This is a genomic window from Lysobacter auxotrophicus, from assembly GCF_027924565.1.
Taxonomy (GTDB): Bacteria; Pseudomonadota; Gammaproteobacteria; order Xanthomonadales; family Xanthomonadaceae; genus Lysobacter_J; species Lysobacter_J auxotrophicus.
The window spans coordinates 221,294-239,003 of sequence record NZ_AP027041.1 but is presented as its reverse complement, the minus strand read 5'-3'; the positions used below and the strand labels follow the sequence as shown (position 1 = coordinate 239,003).

13 protein-coding genes are annotated in these 17,710 nt (G+C 68.1%); 6 read left to right on the top strand and 7 right to left on the bottom strand.

The features are described from left to right. Positions 1–163: 163 nt before the first annotated feature. The 3 genes from nagA to LA521A_RS01065 form a co-directional block, all read right to left on the bottom strand. On the bottom strand, positions 164–1,300 hold the full coding sequence (gene nagA / locus LA521A_RS01075; RefSeq protein ID WP_281780555.1) for an N-acetylglucosamine-6-phosphate deacetylase: 1,137 nt from the start codon (positions 1,298–1,300) through the stop codon (positions 164–166). A gap of 144 nt (positions 1,301–1,444) precedes the next feature. Continuing rightward, positions 1,445–2,455, bottom strand: coding sequence for an SIS domain-containing protein (locus tag LA521A_RS01070; protein WP_281782150.1), 1,011 nt, complete (start codon positions 2,453–2,455; stop codon positions 1,445–1,447). 37 nt (positions 2,456–2,492) lie between these two features. Next, positions 2,493–3,236: a GntR family transcriptional regulator gene (locus tag LA521A_RS01065; RefSeq protein WP_281780554.1), complete on the bottom strand. Its 744-nt coding sequence runs from the start codon at positions 3,234–3,236 to the stop codon at positions 2,493–2,495. A gap of 296 nt (positions 3,237–3,532) precedes the next feature. Here LA521A_RS01065 and zwf point away from each other — a divergent pair, with 296 nt between their 5' ends. From zwf to eda, 4 genes are all read left to right on the top strand, one after another. Then, on the top strand, positions 3,533–5,002 hold the full coding sequence (zwf, locus tag LA521A_RS01060; protein WP_425494547.1) for a glucose-6-phosphate dehydrogenase: 1,470 nt from the start codon (positions 3,533–3,535) through the stop codon (positions 5,000–5,002). A 25-nt stretch (positions 5,003–5,027) separates the two neighbouring features. Then, positions 5,028–5,741, top strand: coding sequence for a 6-phosphogluconolactonase (gene pgl, locus LA521A_RS01055; protein WP_281780553.1), 714 nt, complete (start codon positions 5,028–5,030; stop codon positions 5,739–5,741). A gap of 5 nt (positions 5,742–5,746) precedes the next feature. Then, positions 5,747–7,573, top strand: a complete 1,827-nt coding sequence (gene edd, locus LA521A_RS01050) for a phosphogluconate dehydratase (protein WP_281780552.1) — start codon at positions 5,747–5,749, stop codon at positions 7,571–7,573. 183 nt (positions 7,574–7,756) lie between these two features. Beyond that, entirely contained in the window at positions 7,757–8,383 is a 627-nt protein-coding gene (gene eda, locus LA521A_RS01045) for a bifunctional 4-hydroxy-2-oxoglutarate aldolase/2-dehydro-3-deoxy-phosphogluconate aldolase (protein ID WP_281780551.1), read from the top strand. A gap of 286 nt (positions 8,384–8,669) precedes the next feature. Here eda and LA521A_RS01040 read toward each other — a convergent pair whose 3' ends face one another. The 4 genes from LA521A_RS01040 to LA521A_RS01025 form a co-directional block, all read right to left on the bottom strand. Next, complete coding sequence (locus LA521A_RS01040) at positions 8,670–9,032, bottom strand: cupin domain-containing protein (RefSeq protein ID WP_281780550.1); 363 nt, start codon at positions 9,030–9,032, stop codon at positions 8,670–8,672. Between the two features lie 302 nt (positions 9,033–9,334). Further along, complete coding sequence (locus tag LA521A_RS01035; protein ID WP_281780549.1) at positions 9,335–10,651, bottom strand: peptidase MATCAP family protein; 1,317 nt, start codon at positions 10,649–10,651, stop codon at positions 9,335–9,337. Between the two features lie 294 nt (positions 10,652–10,945). Continuing rightward, positions 10,946–11,977 (bottom strand): LacI family DNA-binding transcriptional regulator, encoded by a 1,032-nt coding sequence (locus LA521A_RS01030; protein WP_281780548.1) that lies wholly within the window; start codon positions 11,975–11,977, stop codon positions 10,946–10,948. A 125-nt stretch (positions 11,978–12,102) separates the two neighbouring features. Then, positions 12,103–13,413, bottom strand: coding sequence for a sugar MFS transporter (locus LA521A_RS01025; protein ID WP_281780547.1), 1,311 nt, complete (start codon positions 13,411–13,413; stop codon positions 12,103–12,105). A 364-nt stretch (positions 13,414–13,777) separates the two neighbouring features. On the opposite strand from LA521A_RS01025, the gene LA521A_RS01020 reads away from it, so the two are divergent. Further along, on the top strand, positions 13,778–14,797 hold the full coding sequence (locus tag LA521A_RS01020) for a glucokinase (protein ID WP_281780546.1): 1,020 nt from the start codon (positions 13,778–13,780) through the stop codon (positions 14,795–14,797). A 160-nt stretch (positions 14,798–14,957) separates the two neighbouring features. Continuing rightward, a complete protein-coding gene (locus LA521A_RS01015; protein ID WP_281780545.1) occupies positions 14,958–17,612 on the top strand; it encodes a TonB-dependent receptor in 2,655 nt (884 codons plus the stop codon). The last annotated feature ends 98 nt before the right edge of the window (positions 17,613–17,710 follow it).

Genomic DNA, 17,710 nt, shown 5'->3' with positions numbered 1-17,710 from the left:
GTTGGGCACGGTTCGGCCGGCCGGCGGGTGCCGGCGGAGGGCGGGAGGTGACGCGGGAGGCTATTCAGCCAGGCGCTGTTGTCGCCCGGGCAAGGCGGAGCCGCCCGGGACGGGGCCCCACAACGTTTCCCGGGTGCGCTGCGCTTACCCGGGCTACAACGGCTCAGGGTTTGCCGGCGATCCAGGTACCCTGCACGTTCAATGCGTCGTCGAGCACGACCAGATCGGCGCGATACCTTGGCGCGATTCGCCCCAGTTCGCCGCCCAGGCCGATGAAGTCGGCCGGGTATTGCGACGCCATGCGGCAGGCTTCATCCAGCGGCAGGCCGAGGCGCTGCACGGTGTTGCGCACGGCCGAGGCCATGTCGAGCGCGGAGCCGGCGAGCGTGCCGTCCGCCGTCGTGCACTGGCCGTCGCGGCAGATCATCTCGACGCCGTAGAGCGAGAACGCCTCGCGCTCGCCACCGACCGGCGGCATCGCATCGGTCACCAGCATCATCTTGCCGCGCCGACGTGCGGCGATCGCGACGCGGAGCGATGCGTCGTGCACGTGGTAGCCGTCGACGATGAGCCCGCACCACGCGTCGGGGTTTTCCAGCGCCGCGCCGACCGCGCCCGGCTCGCGCGAGTTCATCGGCGTCATCGCGTTGAACAGGTGGGTGATGCCGGTGATGCCGTTGGCGAAGCCCTCGCGCAGCTGTTCGTACGTGGCCGCGGTGTGGCCGGCGGCGAGGATGACGCCGCGTTCGGCCAGCGCGCGCAGCGTGGTGGGGTCGAAACGCTCCGGTGCCAGCGTCACGAGCGTGACACCGGCCTGGCCGAGCGATGCGACCAGGTCGAGCTCGGCCGCGTCGGGCGTGTGGAACTTGGACGGATCGTGCACGCCCTTGCGCGCGGCGTTGAGGTACGGCCCTTCCAGATGCACGCCGAGCACGCCCGGGGTGTGTTGCGCGAGCGCTTCGCGCGTGGCGTCGATCGCGCGGCGCATCACGTCGACGTCGTCGCTGATCAGCGTCGGCAGCATGCCCGTGGTGCCGTACTTGCGATGCGCGCTGGCGATGCGGCGCAGGCCATCGGCCGTCGGCTCGTCGTTGAACAGCACGTCGCCGCCGCCGTTCACCTGCGTGTCGATGAAACCGGGCACCAGATAGCGGCCCGCGAGGTCGACGACCTCGGCGCGCTGCGGCGGCTCGCCCGGCACGACGGCGACGATGTGGCCGTCCTCGACGAGCACGCTGACGTTCGTCTCGAAGCCGTTGTCAGTGAGGATGCGGCCGTTGGTGAAGGCAAGCGTGGTCATGGAAGGAACCTTGTGAGTGAACTCCCACCCCTGCTTGCAGGGGAGGGTTGGGGAGGGGTGAAGTCAGTTGCGGTCGCGCTTGATGGCGCCCACTTCACCCCCTCCCAGCCTCCCCCTGCCTTCGCAGGGGAAGGGGCCAAAGCATCAAACCGTCTCGGTCACCTTGTTCAGATGCGGCGGCACGTCCGGGTTGTGCCCGCGCGCGACGGCCAGCGCGTTCACCGCCTTGTAGAAACACTGCACGGTGAGCAGCGGCGTGCAGGCCGGGTGCGGCGAGGCCGGCATCGGCAGCACGCCTTCGCCCTGCGCGCCGGGCAGCGCGATCCACACCGGCGCGCCGCGCTGGTGGAATTCCTCGGCGACCGACATCGTGCTCGCGCACGTGTCGTCGTCCTGCGCGAAGGCGAGCACCGGGAAGCCCGGGCCGACGATCGCCATCGGGCCGTGCTTCACTTCCGCCGACGAGAACGCTTCGGCGTGCAGGCCGCAGGTTTCCTTGAACTTCAGCGCCGCTTCCTGCGCCGCGCCCAGGCCCAGGCCGCGACCGACGACGAACAGGTTGCGTGCGTCCTTCAGGCCTTCGACGACCGGCGTCCAGTCGGTCTTCCACGCTTCGCGCAGCGCGTCAGGCAGTGCGTCGACCGCGGCGAGCAGTTTCGCGTCGCCGCTCCAGCGCGCGGTCAGTTGCAGCAGCGCGGCGAGCGAGCACAGGTAGCTCTTCGTCGCGGCGACGCTCTTTTCCGGGCCGGCGCGCAGCGGAATCACGGTGTCGGCGATCTGCGCCAGCGGCGAGTCCTCGACGTTCACCAGCGCCACAACCAGCGCACCGGCGGCGCGCGCGATCTCCGCGTTGCGCACCAGGTCCGGGCTCTTTCCCGACTGCGAGATCGCGACGAACAGCGCGCCGCGCAGGTGCGGGCGCACCGCGTAGACCGAGCCGACCGACGGCGATGCCGACGCGGTCACCAGCCCAAGCGTCGTCTCGAACAGGTACTTGCCGTAGGTGGCCGCGTGGTCGGAGCTGCCGCGCGCGCAGGTGACGATGAACGCCGGCGGCTGCGCCTTCAGGCGCTGCACGAGCGCGTCGATGATTGGCGCGTTCGCTTCGAACTGGCGCGCGACGGCGTCGGCGGTTTCGGCCGCTTCGGCATGCATGCGCGTGGCGGTGGCGACGAGGGTTTCGCTCAAGGGATTACTCGCTCTGGAGTTCGGCGACGAAGTCGTAGGCATCGCCGCGATAGAAGGATCGGGTGTATTCGACGACGCGGCCGTCGTCGAGGAAGGTGCGGCGTTCGATGAACAGCCCCGGGCTGCCTTCGGGCAGGTTCATCAGGCGCGCCTGCTCGGCGTCGAAGGCGATGGCGCGCAGGCGCTGTAGTGCGCGCGTCGGGCGAAGGCCCATTTTCTGGAACGTCTCGTACAGCGAGTTCTCGACCAGCGACGGATCGGCCAGCACGGTCTGCGGCACGACGGTGCGCTCCAGCGCGAGCGCCATGTCGTCGGCGATGCGCAGCCGGTAGTAGCGCACCACCTGCGCGCCGGGCGAGAGGTTCAGCGCCATCGCCTCGTCGGGCGTGACTTCGCCGATGCCGCGTTCGATGAAGCGCGACTTGGGATCGAGCCCGCGCGCGCGCAGGTCGTCGGTGAAGCTGGTGAGCTTGGAGAATGACTTGACGATGCGCTCGGAGACGAACGTGCCCGAGCCCTGGCGCTGCATCAGCAGGCCGTCGGCGACGAGGCCGGAGATGGCCTTGCGCACCGTGACGCGGGACAGGTCGAGCAGCTTGGTCAGCTCGCGCTCGCTCGGCAGCGCCTGGCCCGGCGTGAGTTCGCCGTTCTCGATGGCGTGCTGGAGCGTCCGGCGCAGGTGCTGGTAGGCCGGCGCGCGGCGCGCGTCGGCCTGTCGGCGGAACTCGTTGACCAGATAGTCCTGCATCCGGTGGAGAATACCAGTCAGATACCAGTTCGGGCAAACCGGACCGACCGGCGGGAGGCGCGGTAGGCGGGCCGCATGCGACGAAAGTCGAATCACCCCGCGCTTCGGGGGATCCCGGGCCCGATTTCGCGCCCGCATAACCCCAAGTCGCTGAAATTGCAGGACCGGCCTGCAGAAACCCGTTGCCCTCGCCCTGCGGCCGGCTCCGATCCGCCGGGTTTGCACCAGTGGTATCTGACTGGTATCTTCACTGGTATGCCTGTGGTCTTCAAAACCTCATTCCGCTGGAGCGCCCCGTGACCGCCCCCATCGCGCCGATGGCGCCTTTCGACCTGATCATCTTCGGCGGCACGGGCGACCTGGCCCTGCGCAAGCTGCTGCCAGCCCTGTTCCACCGCTACGTCGACGGGCAGATCGTCGCCGGCACGCGCATCTTCGGCCTCGCCCGCGACACGCAGACGGACGACGCGTATCGCGAACGCGTCCGCGAGGCGCTGCAGAAGCACCTCGCCTTCGACCTGCGCGCGCCGGCGATGCTCGAGACGTTCCTGCAGCTGCTGTCGTACCGCCGCATCGACCTGCAGGCCGAGGAAGGCTGGGGCGAGCTGGCCGGCGAACTGGCCGACGAATCGCGCGTTCGCGTGTTCTACCTCGCCGTCGGCCCCGACCTGTTCGGCAGCGTCGGCGCGCGGCTGCAGGCGCACGGCCTGACCGGTTCGAACACCCGCGTCGTCGTTGAGAAGCCCATCGGCCACGATCGCGCCAGCGCCGCGGCGATCAACGACGCGCTCGGGCAGGTGTTCGCCGAATCGCAGATCTATCGCATCGATCATTACCTGGGCAAGGAAACGGTCCAGAACCTGACCGCGCTGCGCTTCGGCAACGCGCTGTTCGAGCCGCTGTGGCGCGCCGAGCACATCGACCACGTGCAGATCACCGTGGCCGAAACCGTCGGCCTGGAGCGTCGCGCGAGCTACTACGACAAGTCCGGCGCGCTGCGCGACATGGTGCAGAACCACATGTTGCAGCTGCTGTGCCTGGTCGCGATGGAGCCGCCGTCCTCGCTCGCCGCCGACGCGATCCGCGACGAGAAGCTCAAGGTGCTGCATTCGCTCAAGCCGATCGCAGACGGCGCGACCTCGCACGTCACCGTGCGCGGCCAGTACCGCGCCGGCGCGGTGGAAGGCCGGCCGGTGCCGGGCTACCTGGAAGAACTGGGCAGCAACACCTCGCGCACCGAAACCTTCGTCGCGCTGAAGGCCGAAGTCAGCAACTGGCGCTGGGCCGGCGTGCCGTTCTACCTGCGCACCGGCAAGCGCCTGGCCGATCGCATGTCGGAGATCGTGCTGACCTTCCGCAAGGTGCCGCATTCGATCTTCGGCGACGAACCCGTTGCGCAGAACCAGCTGGTGATCCGCCTGCAGCCCGACGAGGGCGTGAAGCTGTGGATCGTCAACAAGATTCCCGGACCGGGCGGCCTGCGCCTGCGCCGCGTGCCGATGGACCTGAGCTTCGCCGAGACCTTCGGCGGCCGCCAGCCGGAAGCCTACGAGCGCCTGCTGATGGACGTCGTGCGCGGCAATCCGATGCTGTTCATGCGTCGCGACGAAGTCGAAGCGGCGTGGGCATGGATCGATCCGATCCTCGCCGCGTGGCAGTCGAGCAACGAATCCCCGAAGGCATACACCGCGGGCAGCTGGGGTCCCAGCGCGGCCGTGGCCCTGATCGAACGCGACGGAAGGACGTGGCATGAGGATGCAGTCTAAAAACTCTCTGGCGGAGCGATTGACCGTGCTGACACCCGATCCGTTGCCCGTGCGCGAGCATCTGTTCGACGACAAGACGCAGCTGGCGAGCGCGCTGGCGAAAGCCGTCGCGGCCGATCTGCGCGGCGCCATCGCGCGTCGTGGCGTGGCGCGCCTGGCACTGTCCGGCGGCTCCACGCCGCGCGCGTTCCTGATCGAACTGTCCAAACAGACGCTCGACTGGGCGCACGTGACGGTGGTGCCGGTGGACGATCGCTGGGTCGCGCCGGACCACCCGCGTTCGAACGAACGCCTGCTGCGCGAAACGCTCTTCCAGGGCGCCGCCGCACAGGCGCAGCTGCTGCCGCTGCGTCGCCCGACCGCCACGCCGGAAGCCGCGCTGCTGCCGGTGCTCACGCAGGTCGCGAACGAAGCGCTGCCGCTGGACGTGGTGGTGCTGGGCATGGGCGATGACGGACACGTCGCCTCGCTCTTCCCCGACCTGGTGCGTCGCGACATCGGCCTGCAACCGCGCGGTCGCGCGCCGGTGCTCGCGATCCGCACCGCATCGCAGCCGGAGCCGCGCATGACGCTCACGCTGAGCGCGATCTTCACCGCGCCGTCGCTGTACCTGCATATCGAAGGCGCGAAGAAGCGCGAAGTGCTCGACAACGCCGCGCGCGATCCGCGCTCGACCTTGCCGATCCGCTCGGTGCTGTCCGGCGCGCCGGCCACGCCGATGCTGTACTGGAGTCCGTAGTCGAAATGTCGAACCTGCATCCCGTCCTCGCCGAAGTCACGCAGCGCATCCGCGAGCGCAGCGCCGAACGTCGCGCCGCGTACCTGGCGCGCATCGACGCCGCGTGCGGCCGCGGCCCGCATCGCGCGACGCTCTCCTGCGGCAACCTCGCGCACGGCTTCGCCGCGTGCGGCGCCGACAAGTCCGCGCTGCGCGGCGGCGTGTCGCCGAACCTCGCGATCGTCAATGCGTACAACGACATGCTCTCGGCGCACCAGCCGCTGGAGCGTTTCCCGTTCCTGATCAAGAACGCCGCGCGCAGCGTCGGCGCGACCGCGCAGGTCGCCGGCGGCGTGCCGGCGATGTGCGACGGCGTGACGCAGGGCCGCGCGGGCATGGAGCTGTCGCTGTTCTCGCGCGAAGTCATCGCGCTGTCCACGGCGGTGTCGCTCTCGCACGACATGTTCGACGCCGCGCTGTACCTGGGCGTGTGCGACAAGATCGTGCCGGGGTTGCTGATCGGCGCGCTGAGTTTCGGCCACCTGCCGGCGATCTTCGTACCCGCCGGGCCGATGACGTCCGGCCTGCCGAACGACGAGAAATCGCGCGTGCGCCAGCGTTACGCGGTGGGTGAAGCCACGCGTGAGGAGTTGCTGGAAGCCGAGGCGCAGAGCTACCACGGCCCGGGCACGTGCACGTTCTACGGCACGGCCAATTCCAACCAGATGCTGATGGAGCTGATGGGCCTGCACCTGCCGGGCTCGAGCTTCATCAACCCCGACAATCCGCTGCGCGATGCGCTCACCGCCGAAGCCGCACGCCGCGCTGCCGAGATCACCGCGCTGGGCGACGATTACCGCCCCGTCGGCCGCATCATCGACGAGCGCGCGATCGTCAACGGCGTGGTCGGGCTGCACGCCACGGGCGGTTCGACGAACCACCTGCTGCATCTGATCGCGATCGCCGCCGCCGCGGGCATCGAGCTGCGCCTGGAGGATTTCGACGCGTTGTCGTCGATCGTGCCGCTGCTGGCGCGCGTGTATCCCAACGGCAGCGCCGACGTGAACCATTTCCACGCCGCGGGCGGCCTGGCGTTCATGATCGGCGAACTGCTCGACGCCGGGCTGCTGCATGGCGACGTCGAAACCATCGCCGGCCCGGGCCTGGCGCGTTACCGCGTCGAAGCGCGCCTCGCGCCGGAGCAGCGCATCGAGTACGTCCCGGCTGCCGGACGCAGCGGCGATCCCACGGTCCTGCGTCCGGTGGCCGAGCCGTTCCGCCCCGACGGCGGCCTGCGCGTGCTGCACGGCCCGCTCGGCACGGCGGCGATCAAGGTCTCTGCGGTGCCGGAGGATCGCTGGATCGTCGAAGCGCCGGCGCGCGTGTTCTCCGACCAGTCGCAGGTCAAGGCGGCGTTCGACCGCGGCGAACTGGATCGCGACGTCGTCGTGGTGGTGCGCTTCCAGGGACCGCACGCGAACGGCATGCCGGAACTCCACCAGCTCACGCCGACCCTGAGCGTGCTGCAGAAGCGCGGCCATCGCGTCGCGCTGGTGACCGACGGCCGCATGTCGGGCGCGTCGGGCCAGGTGCCGGCGGCGATCCACATCAGCCCGGAAGCCGCCGTCGGCGGACCGCTGGCCAAGGTGCGCGACGGCGACGTCATTCGCGTCGATGCGGTTGCGGGCACGCTGCAGGTGGACGTGGCGCCGGAGGAATGGAACGCGCGCGAGAACGCGACGACGGACCTCACGCCCAGCCACTTCGGCATGGGACGCGAGCTGTTCGCGGTGTTCCGCAACGCGGCCGCGCCGGCGCACCTGGGCGGCGGGATTTTCAATCCCACGAGCTGACGCTCTTGGTAGACCGGGTAAGCGCAGCGCACCGCGCCCCCGGGCCAACTTACATGCGGTAGCGGTGAACGCGCCGCAGCGCGTGGCAACGGTGATGTGCAGCTGCTAGCGGATCGATCGCGTCAACCCCGGGTGCGCTTGCGCTTACCCGGGCTACAAAAACAGTTTCATTCGGAGAACAAGATGGGCCTGCTCGAATCCGTACTGCACGTCGCCCCGGTGATGCCGGTGGTGGTGATCGAAGATGCCAAGCACGCCGTCTCGCTGGCGCGCGCGCTGGTGGCCGGCGGCATTCCCGCCATCGAGATCACGCTGCGCACGCGCGCCGCGCTCGATGCGGTGCGCGCGATCGCCAATGAGGTCGACGGTGCGATCGTCGGCGTCGGCACCGTGCGCAAGCCGCAGGACCTGAAGGACGCCGAATCCGCCGGTGCGCGTTTCGCCGTGTCGCCGGGCGCGACGCCGGACCTAATCGCGGCGGCGAAGGATTCCGCGCTGCCGTGGCTGCCCGGCGCCGGCACCGCGAGCGAGGCGATGACGCTGTCCGAGCACGGCTTCATCTTCCAGAAGTTCTTCCCGGCCGAAGCCGCCGGCGGCGCGCCCGCGCTGCGTTCGCTGCACGGTCCGCTGCCGGAGATCCGCTTCTGCGCGACCGGCGGCATCGGCGCGCACAACGCGCGCGATTACCTCGCCACGCCGAACGTCGCCTGCGTCGGCGGCTCGTGGCTGACGCCTTCGCGCCTGGTGGCGGCGGAGGAGTGGGGCGCGATCGAAGCGCTGGCGCGCGCGGCGACGCTCTTGCGCGGGTGAGTCGGGCCGCCTGCGCGGCATTGCCGCGTGGCCCGGCGAACGCCCGGCCACGGATGGCGCTGACACGTTTGCATCGACGTGGCTGTTGTAGCCCGGGTAAGCGAAGCGCACCGCGCCCCCGGGCCAACTTACATGCGGTAGCGATGAGCGCGCCGCAGCGCGTAGCAACGGTGATGTGCAGCTGCTTGCGGATCGATCGCGTCAACCCCGGGTGCGCTTCGCTTACCCGGGCTACAACAGCGGCTGAGCGCGAAGGCATCCCTGCCTTCGCCAAGACCTTCGAGCACTACTTCTTCAACTCGATCACCAGCGTCCGCACCGCGGTCTTGCTCTGATTCGTCGTGTCGTGGGCGACCGGCGCGCTCCATGCGACGTCGCCCGCCTTGCGCGTGAGTTCCTTGGTCTGACCGTCGGCCGTGGTCTGTTTCGCGGTGCCGCCGGTGAGGAAGACGACCAGCTGGTCGGTCTTGTGCTCGTGCATGCCGGTGCTCGAACCCGGCGGCATGTTCAGTTCGATGACGCGCACATCGGCATTGTCGAGGACGACCTTCGCGTTCTTGCCGGCGGTCTGCACCAGGTCCTGCGCGGGGGCGAGTGCGGGCAGCGCCAGCGCGCATAGCGCGGCGCACAGCGGGGTGAGGCGTTTCATCTTTGGAACCTCCCTGCTCATGGCGAGCGGGGGCGTCCGGCTGTACGGGATCGGGGGAGTGGCCGTCGGGCGCTCGCCAGAAGGCCCGACGAGGCAATCCCCGCGCGGGTCGGGTGGCCGTGCGGGCTTGGAGGGGAACGCGGGCCGTGTGCGCGACCGGCCGTATTAGGCGGACGAGCCGGAATCGGATTCGACCGGGTCGTCCCTGCCATCCACGGCGCTACGCCGAGGCTCGGGTCGCCCTGCCCGGCCATCGATGGGCTGTCGCTGGCGTAAACCACGCAACGATGTCGCGTAACGATCTACGCCAATCCGGATTCCTCGATCAGCTCGTCCTCGAACTCGACGAACCGTTGCAGGTCCAGCCGGTCCAGGCGCAGCCGCTGCATCGCGGTGGAAAACGCCATCGTCGCCAGCACGCGCTGCGGGTCGCGCGCCCACGGCGGCACGTACAGCGGCGGCGAGATCAGGCCGCTCTGCCGATACGGCGCCAGTTCGATCACGTCCGCCGTGGTGAGGCGCCCGGCGAACAGCATCGGAAGCAGGTCGCCACGACCTTCCTGCAGCGCCTTGCGCACGAACACGTGCACCAGCATCACGCCTTCCAGGTACGCGCCGTCCTTGGTGAAGCACACGCGGCCGCGCACGTCGCCGCCGCGGAACACGCGCGCGGCGCTGCAGAAGCTTTCCTTCTCGCTCTGCCCGGCGTCGAGGAAACCCTTGAACACCTCGATGAAATCCGCGCCGTCCAGCGCCTGCTTCACCATCACCACGCGCAGCGCGATGCGGCGCAGGCGCGCGATGTCGAGCGCGCCGGTGACGATCTCGGAGAACGTCGCCAGCCCCTCCTGCACGCGCGTGGTGCGCGGCGCGCCGATGCCGAGCGAATGCACGTGCGGCTGATGGATGCCGTTGAGCAGCGTGGCGGTGTGGATGAACGCCTCGTGCTCGACCAGCTGGTGCAGATCGCGTTCGGAGAACATCGCGCTGGAGCGCAGCTTGATGCGCCGGCTGCCGGCGGTGGCTTTCGACGGCAGTTCCGGATCGAGCACGACCTCGACCTTGTCGTGGTGGAAGAACGGGTTGATGTGCTCGCGCAGCTGCCGCGCGAAATCCTCGGCGGGAATGTCCGCTGGCACGTCGGGCAGCAGGCGGCTGTCGATCAGCTCGTCGGTGATCGCCAGCACTTCGCGCGCGCTGTCGACGTTGGTGATGTCCTGGCTGCGATAGCGGAAGTCCGGCCGCCCGTAGAGCAGCGCCGAGCAGCGCGTGAACTCCGGCGAGCCGATCGCGCCGAGCATCTGCGCGGCGACGTTGTAGCTCCACGCCGTCTTGTAGAGCCAGCGGCCGATGGGATGCCGGCGGTCGATCCCGCGCATGAGCGCGCGCAGCCCGTCGATGGTGACGGACAGGTCGACCGGCGCCGTGGTCGGCTGCGGGAGTTCCGGCCGGCCCTGGCGCCATTGTTCGAGGAACGTCGTCTCCAGCGACGCGGGCCAGCCAATCGCCTTGAGCACGCAGACCTGGCGCCCCAGCGCGACCAGCGCGCGGTCCTGTTCCAGCAACCGGGCGATCCCCGGCTCGTCCAGCACGGAAGCGAACTGCGGACTCGCGTTCATGGTCGGCCCCGATCGATGCGCCCGGTCGGATAGCAGAGCACCCGGATCGTTTCGCGGCCGTGAGATTCGGGCACCTTTCGGCTAGGGCTTTGGGGCATAGCCCCTCTCCCATCGGGAGAGGGGTTGGGGTGAGGGGAAACGGAGCGCGAATGCCAAACAACCAGCGCGGCACCGCGCTGCGAGCGCCAGCGATCGGTCTTCGTTACCCCTCATCCGCCCTCCGGGCACCTTCTCCCGATGGGAGAAGGGAAAAAGCGCCATCGCCTTCGGGCCGCCTCTCCCAAGGAACAGCTTCTATGCCTTCGGCCGAGGCGGCGCCGTCGACCCGCGCACCACCAGCTCCGGGCTGAAGCCTTCGTTCGGCGACGCCTTGGGGGCGTGCTCGCGGATTTCCTGCAGCAACCGGTGCGCGGCGTGGCGCGCGATGTCCTGCGTCGCCTGCTTCGCCGTGGTCAACGCCGGCCAGCTCTGCTTGGAGAACGGGCTGTCCTCGAAGCCGGCGATGGACAGGTCGTACGGCACGTTCATCCCGCTGGACTTGGCGGCCGCGAGCACGCCCGCCGCGATCTCGTCGTTGCTGCCGAAAATCGCCGTCGGGCGGTCCGGCAATGCGAGCAGGCGACGCGCGCCGCGGAAGCCGTCGTCGAAGGAGTAATCGCCTTCCACCACCAGGTCCGCGTCGAGCGGGATGCCGTATTCGCGCAGCGCGTCCTCGTAACCCTTGTAGCGCTCCCACGACGAGCCGTGCGACTTGCCGCCCCACAGGAAGCCGATGCGGCTATGGCCCAGCTGGATCAGGTGTTCGGTGATGTCGTAGGCGGCGTCGCGGTCGTCGACGTAAACGCATGCGCTGCCGTCCTGCGGGTCGGCGGCGGCCGACACGATGCGCACCAGGTTCACGCCGTGCGCGACCAGTTCGGTCACCAGCTCGTTGCGTTCGGACATCGGCGGCGCGAGCACCAGGCCGGCCAGGCGCGAGTGCTGCACCAGTTCGATCAGTTCGTTCGCGAGGTTCGGCGACGACGAATCGCAGGGATGGATCTGCAGGCCGTAGCCGGTCTCGCGACATACCGACAGCACGCCGTTCTGCACGGCGATGACGTAGTACGGGTTCGGGTTGTCGTACACCAGCCCCAGCGCGTACGGCTGCGCGCTGCGCAGGCTGCGTGCGGACGGATCGGGCTGGTAGCCCAGTTCGGCGATCGCCTGCCGCACGCGTTCGCGCGTGCGTGCCTGCACGCTGGGTTCGTCGTTGATGACGCGCGAAACGGTCTTGAGCGACACCTCGGCGCGCTCTGCAACGTCTTTGATCGTGGGTCTGCGCACCGTTCCCTCGCGTGGTCCCGTCGTCATGGCGGTCCAATGAGAACGACTAGCCTAACCAGCGCCACCGGCGAAGTGAATCACGTGCGGTGGCGTCTGGTACGCGGCGTCGTTCGTTGATCGAACGATCAGCCGTGCTGCGAGGCCGTCGCGCCGTTCACCACGTCGTGCCGCTGCCCGGCTTTGTGGCCGCGCAGCGCGAAGTACAGGATGTACAGGTAGCACGGCACCATCAGCAGCACGAACACCAGCTGGAAATCGTGGTCCTGCTTGAGGTGCACGAACAGCTGCGGAATGACGGCGCCGCCGGCGATGCCCATGATCAGCAGCGCCGAGCCGTACTCGGTGAAGCGACCCAGGCCCTGGATCGCCAGCGGGAAGATCGCCGGCCACATCATCGCGTGCGCGAAACCCAGCGCCGCGACGAAGCCCACCGACACGTAGCCCTTGGTCAGGAACGCACCGATCGCCAGCAGCGCGCCGAGCACGGCGGAGAAGGTGAGGTAGCGTTCCTGCGAGATGAAGCGCGGGATCGCGATCAGGCCCACCACGTAGCCCAGCAACATGCCGAACAGGGTGAACGAGGTGAAGAACTTGGTCGCATCCACCGGCAGGCCGAAGCCCTGGCCGTAGGTGCCGATGGCGTCGCCGGCCATCACTTCCACGCCCACGTACACGAAGATGCACAGCGCGCCCAGCCACACGTGCGGGAACTGGAACAGGCTGGTCTTGCGCGTGCGGCCCGCATCGCCGTCAGCGTTGACGTCTTCGGCGCGGATTTCCGGCAGCGGCGAGAACACGATGCCCACCGCCAGCAGCGCGAGCAGGCCGGCCATCATCATGTACGGGTCGTGGATGCGCGCGGCGAACTCGTTGAGCAGCTGCTCCTTCGTCGCCGCGTCGGCGTTGGCCACCTGCGCCGACAGGTCGCCCATGCCGTGCATTACCAGCGTGCCGATCACCAGCGGCGCGAGGATGCCCGCGACCTTGTTGCAGATGCCCATCACGGCGATGCGCTGCGCGGCGCCTTCGATCGGGCCCAGGATGCTGATGTACGGGTTCGACGCCGTCTGCAGGATCGCCAGGCCCGCGCCGATGATGAAGATGCCGGTGATCGCGCCGCCGTAGACGCGCGCGGTCGTGTACTGGCCGAACACCGCCGCGCCGATGGCCATCAGGAACAGGCCCAGCGCCATGCCCTTCTTCATGCCGGTGAACTTCAGGATCACCGACGAGGGCAGCGCGAGCACGAAGTACGAGATGTAGAACGCGAACGGGATCAGGAACGCCGCCGATTCGCTCACGTTGAAGGCGAGCTTGGCGAAGGTGATCAGCGGGCCGTTGAGCCAGGTGACGAAGCCGAAGATGAAGAACAGCGCGCCGATGATCGCGATGGACCCGTAGTGGCTGCGCGACGCGGTGGGCGTGGACGTGGACATTGCGGATTCCCCTCCCAAGGAATGCGGTCGAGGATGACGTGGGTTGACCTGTACGCCATCCGGTGGCGCAACGTTGTCACAAGTTCTGTCGGCAAGCCAGAGAAGAGCTACAAAGTCGCTGTGGCGCGGCTTGCACGGCCATTTCGCTGCTGCGGCGCAGCATGAAACCTGCCGCTCGTCGGGGCTGACACCGGTGTTTCTGACAATTTTGTAACTTCCGGTTGACAACGTTGTCAGGGGCGCGCCAATCTCGGCCGCGCCGGCTGGGAGCCGGCGTGAGCGGAGGAACCATGCGGTGGGATACGAAGGAAGCACCAGCCCGGTCATGCCTCGCGAACGCGCAGCGACTGCGCGTCGTTCGCGGATGAGCGCCGTGCCGCCGCTGACGCAGGTCGAACCCCGCTTCCTTGCCGCCGACGTGGGCGGAACGCACACCCGCGTCGGCCTGGTCCGGCCGGGCGGCGCGGACGAGTCCGACGTCGTCGTCCTGGCGCACCACAAGTACGTGTGCGCCGATTACCCCAGCCTGGGCGCGATCCTCGCCGAATTCATCGCCAGCCACAGCGCGTGCGCCGGCATCGACCGCGTGACCATCGCCTCCGCCGGTGTCGTGCTGGACGACGTGGTCATCAACGCCAACCTGCCGTGGCGCATTTCGCTCTCGGAACTGCGCAGCGAGCTGCGCCTGAGCGAACTGCACTACATCAACGACTTCCAGGCCGCCGCGCACGCCGCGCAGTGCATGGACCCGGCCGATTCGCTGCTGCTCACGCCCGGCGTGAGCGCGGCGGCGTCCGGCCCCGTGCTCGTCGTCGGCCCCGGCACCGGGCTGGGCGCGGCGGTCCGCATTCCGCATCGCGGCGGCACCGTCGTGCTGCCGACCGAAGCCGGCCACATCGCCTTCGCCCCGGGCAACGCACGCGAGACCGCGATGCTCGAATGGACCCGCCAGCGCGGGTATTCGCATGTCCCGACGGAGCGCTTCGTCTCCGGCCCGGGCCTGGTGAACCTGTACGACGCGATCTGCGCCATCGACGGCATCGAGCCGCAGCTGCGCGCACCGGCCGCCATCACCGAGGCCGCGCGCCGCCACGATGCGCCCGCGCGCGAAGCCGTGCTGACGTTCTGCGCCCTGCTGGGCAGCGTCATCGGCGACCTGATCACCGTGAGCAGCGCCAAGTCGGCGTTCATCGCCGGCGGCATCCTGCCGCAGCTGAAGGATTTCCTGCCGCACAGCCAGTTCCAGGCGCGCCTGCTGGACAAGGGCGTGATGCACGCCGCGCTGGAACGCGTGCCGGTACGACTGATCGAGAACGACCGGCTGGGCGTCATCGGCGCCGCCAGCTGGTACCTGGAATTTCTGCAAGGCAGCCCGTCGTCGTAAGCGTTTTCGTCCAAGTGCGGCGGCGCGCGAGCGCCTCCGCGAAGCACGCAAGGAATACGGCCGCCCCGCGCAACGCGACGGCCAGGAAACGGGCTCCGTAACGCCGGCAGGCAAGAACCGGCACTGCGGAGTCGTACATCAACCCGTGGGAGGGAGAGCAATGAAGCTTCGCAAAACAGCACTATCGGCCAGCATCGTCTTCGCGCTGAGCATCGCCGGGAATGTGGCGGCTCAGGAACAGGCCACCACGGCGCAGAGCAGCGCCGCGAGCTCGCAGGAAACCACCGACCTCGACACCATCACGGTCACCGGCATCCGCGCCAGCCTGATGAAGTCGCTCGACACCAAGCGCAACGCGGACGCGGTAGTCGAGGCCCTGACGGCCGAAGACATCGGCGACTTCCCGAATACCAACGTCGCCGAAGCGATGATGCAGATTCCGGGCGTCACCATCGACCGTCGTTTCGGCCAGGGCGAGCGCGTCAGCATCGACGGCACCGATCCCAGCCTGAACCTCACCTTCCTCGATGGACACCCGGTCGCGCAGTCGATCTGGCTGTTCGGCGAGCAGCCCAGCCGTGGCTTCGACCAGACGCAGATCGCGTCGGAGATCATCGGTCGACTGGAAGTGTTCAAGTCGCCTGAAGCCCGCCTGCCCGAGGGCAGCCTCGGCGGCACGGTGATGATGCACACCCGCAAGCCGTTCGACATGGAAGCCAACAGCATCAGCGGCAGCATCGGCTACAACTACAGCGACCAGGCCAGCGAAGGCAGCCCGTCCGCCTCGCTGCTGTACAGCTGGAAGAACGATGCCGAGACCATCGGCTTCAACATCGCCGCCCAGCATTACGAAGAGCACGTCGATCGCCAGGGCATCGAGATCTTCGGCTACGTCGATGCGTCCACCTTCGAGAACGTGACCGGCATCGACCCGGACGCGCAGGTTCCGAACTTCATCAACGCCGCGTGGTTCCAGCAGGAGCGCAAGCGCGACAGCTTCGCCGCGAACCTGCAGTTCCAGGCGACCGATGACTTGCAGTTCAATCTGAGCGGCCTGTACATCAAGGAAAAGTTCGATAACTACAACCAGTCGATGTACAACTTCCTGACGCTGACGGCGGATCAGGTAGACGCCCTCACCGCAGGGTCCAACGGCATCGTCACCGGCGGCCATTCCGGCCCCGAGAGCTTCGTGTTCTACGACAACAACGCCCGCGTCTCCGAGCCCACCACGAAGGGCCTGGACCTGACGTTCGACTACAAGGGCGACGGTTGGGGCCTGTCCGGCCAGATCGGCCAGAGCAAGGCCGACAACGACCTGATCCAGTACTTCATCGAGCCGGCGTTCACCGGTGGCTACAGCTGGGACATCAACAAGGGCATCACGTTCGATGATCCGGCGGCTGCCCGCGACCCGGCGAACTGGCGTGCGGAAGGCTTCTTCGGCAACAACGGCATCTTCCAGACCGAGTCCGAAGACAACTACGGCCAGCTTGATTTCAGCAAGAAGTTCACCGGCCCGGTCTACGAGGTGCTGGCCGGCGTCCGTCGCCACGAGCACAAGGAAGACTTCTCCCTCAACGTTTACGGCATCCCGCCGGTGGGCGACCTTTCGCAGGTCGGCACGCTCGGCTTCGCCGACACAATGGGCGGCTTCTCCGGTTTCTCGCGCGACCACGGCAACCACATCTACACCGGCCGCGACAACGTGATCAACTGGGTGCGCAACGCACCGCCGAACTTCGCCAACCCCGACGCTGCCAGCTTCATCAACAACACCTACTCGCTCGAGCAGACGAACACCGCGTTCTACGCCCAGGCGAACTTCGGTATCGACGCGCTGCGCGGCAACTTCGGCCTGCGCTACGTGAAGGCGGAAATCGAGAGCACGGCGTTCAATCCGGGCGGCGATCCGATCGCGCTGCCGCCGCAGCCGGACTGGTTGCAGACCAGCAAGAACGACAACGACTACTGGCTGCCTTCGGTCAACCTGATCTACGACATGGGTAACGACTGGATGCTGCGCTTTGCCGTTGCCAAGGTCGTGGCCTGGGCGCCGTACAACCAGATGGCCAACAACCTGTTCCTCAACGACACCACGCTGACCGGTTCGGGCGGCAATGCCGAACTCGATGCGTACCAGTCGACGAACTTCAACGCCTCGCTCGAGTACTACTTCGATGAAGGCGCGCTGGCCGCATTGACGATCTTCCACAAGGACATCGCCAACTTCATCGAGACCGACGCCCTCACCGAGCGTCAGTTCAACTCGATCAGCGACGATGCCGACCCGACCCAGTTCCAGAACCTGGTCGCGGCCGGGCTGTGCACCGCGGACGGCTTCTGCGATTACAGCATCCAGCGTCCGCGCAACGCCGGCAGCGGCACGGTCGAAGGCTTCACGCTGAGTTATCAGCAGCCGTTCGCCGACACCGGCTTCGGCCTGGTCGCCAACTACACCTACGCCAACGGTGAAACGGCGAACGGCAACGACCTGCCGTACCAGTCGGAGAACCAGATCACCTTCAGCCCGTACTACGAAAAGGGTCCGCTGTCGGCGCGTCTGTCCTACGACTGGCGCAGCAGCTACCTGGCGGGCGGCTTCGTCGCCGGCGCACCGCCGGTGAGCGTCGACGCGTACGGTTCGCTGGGCGCGAGCCTGGGCTGGAAGTTCAACGACAACTGGCAGCTCAGCTTCGACGCGCAGAACCTGCTGGATGAAGAGTACTTCCAGTACTTCGGCACCAAGGACCAGCCGGCCAACCGTTACCTGACGGGCCGCCGCTACGCGATGACGCTGCGCTTCAATTACTGATCGCAGTAGTGGTAAATGCACCGGACGGTGTCTGGTGCGAGTACAGCGGGCCCGGTCATGCCGGGCCCGCTTGTTTCCGGCGCCCACGCGGCGCACGC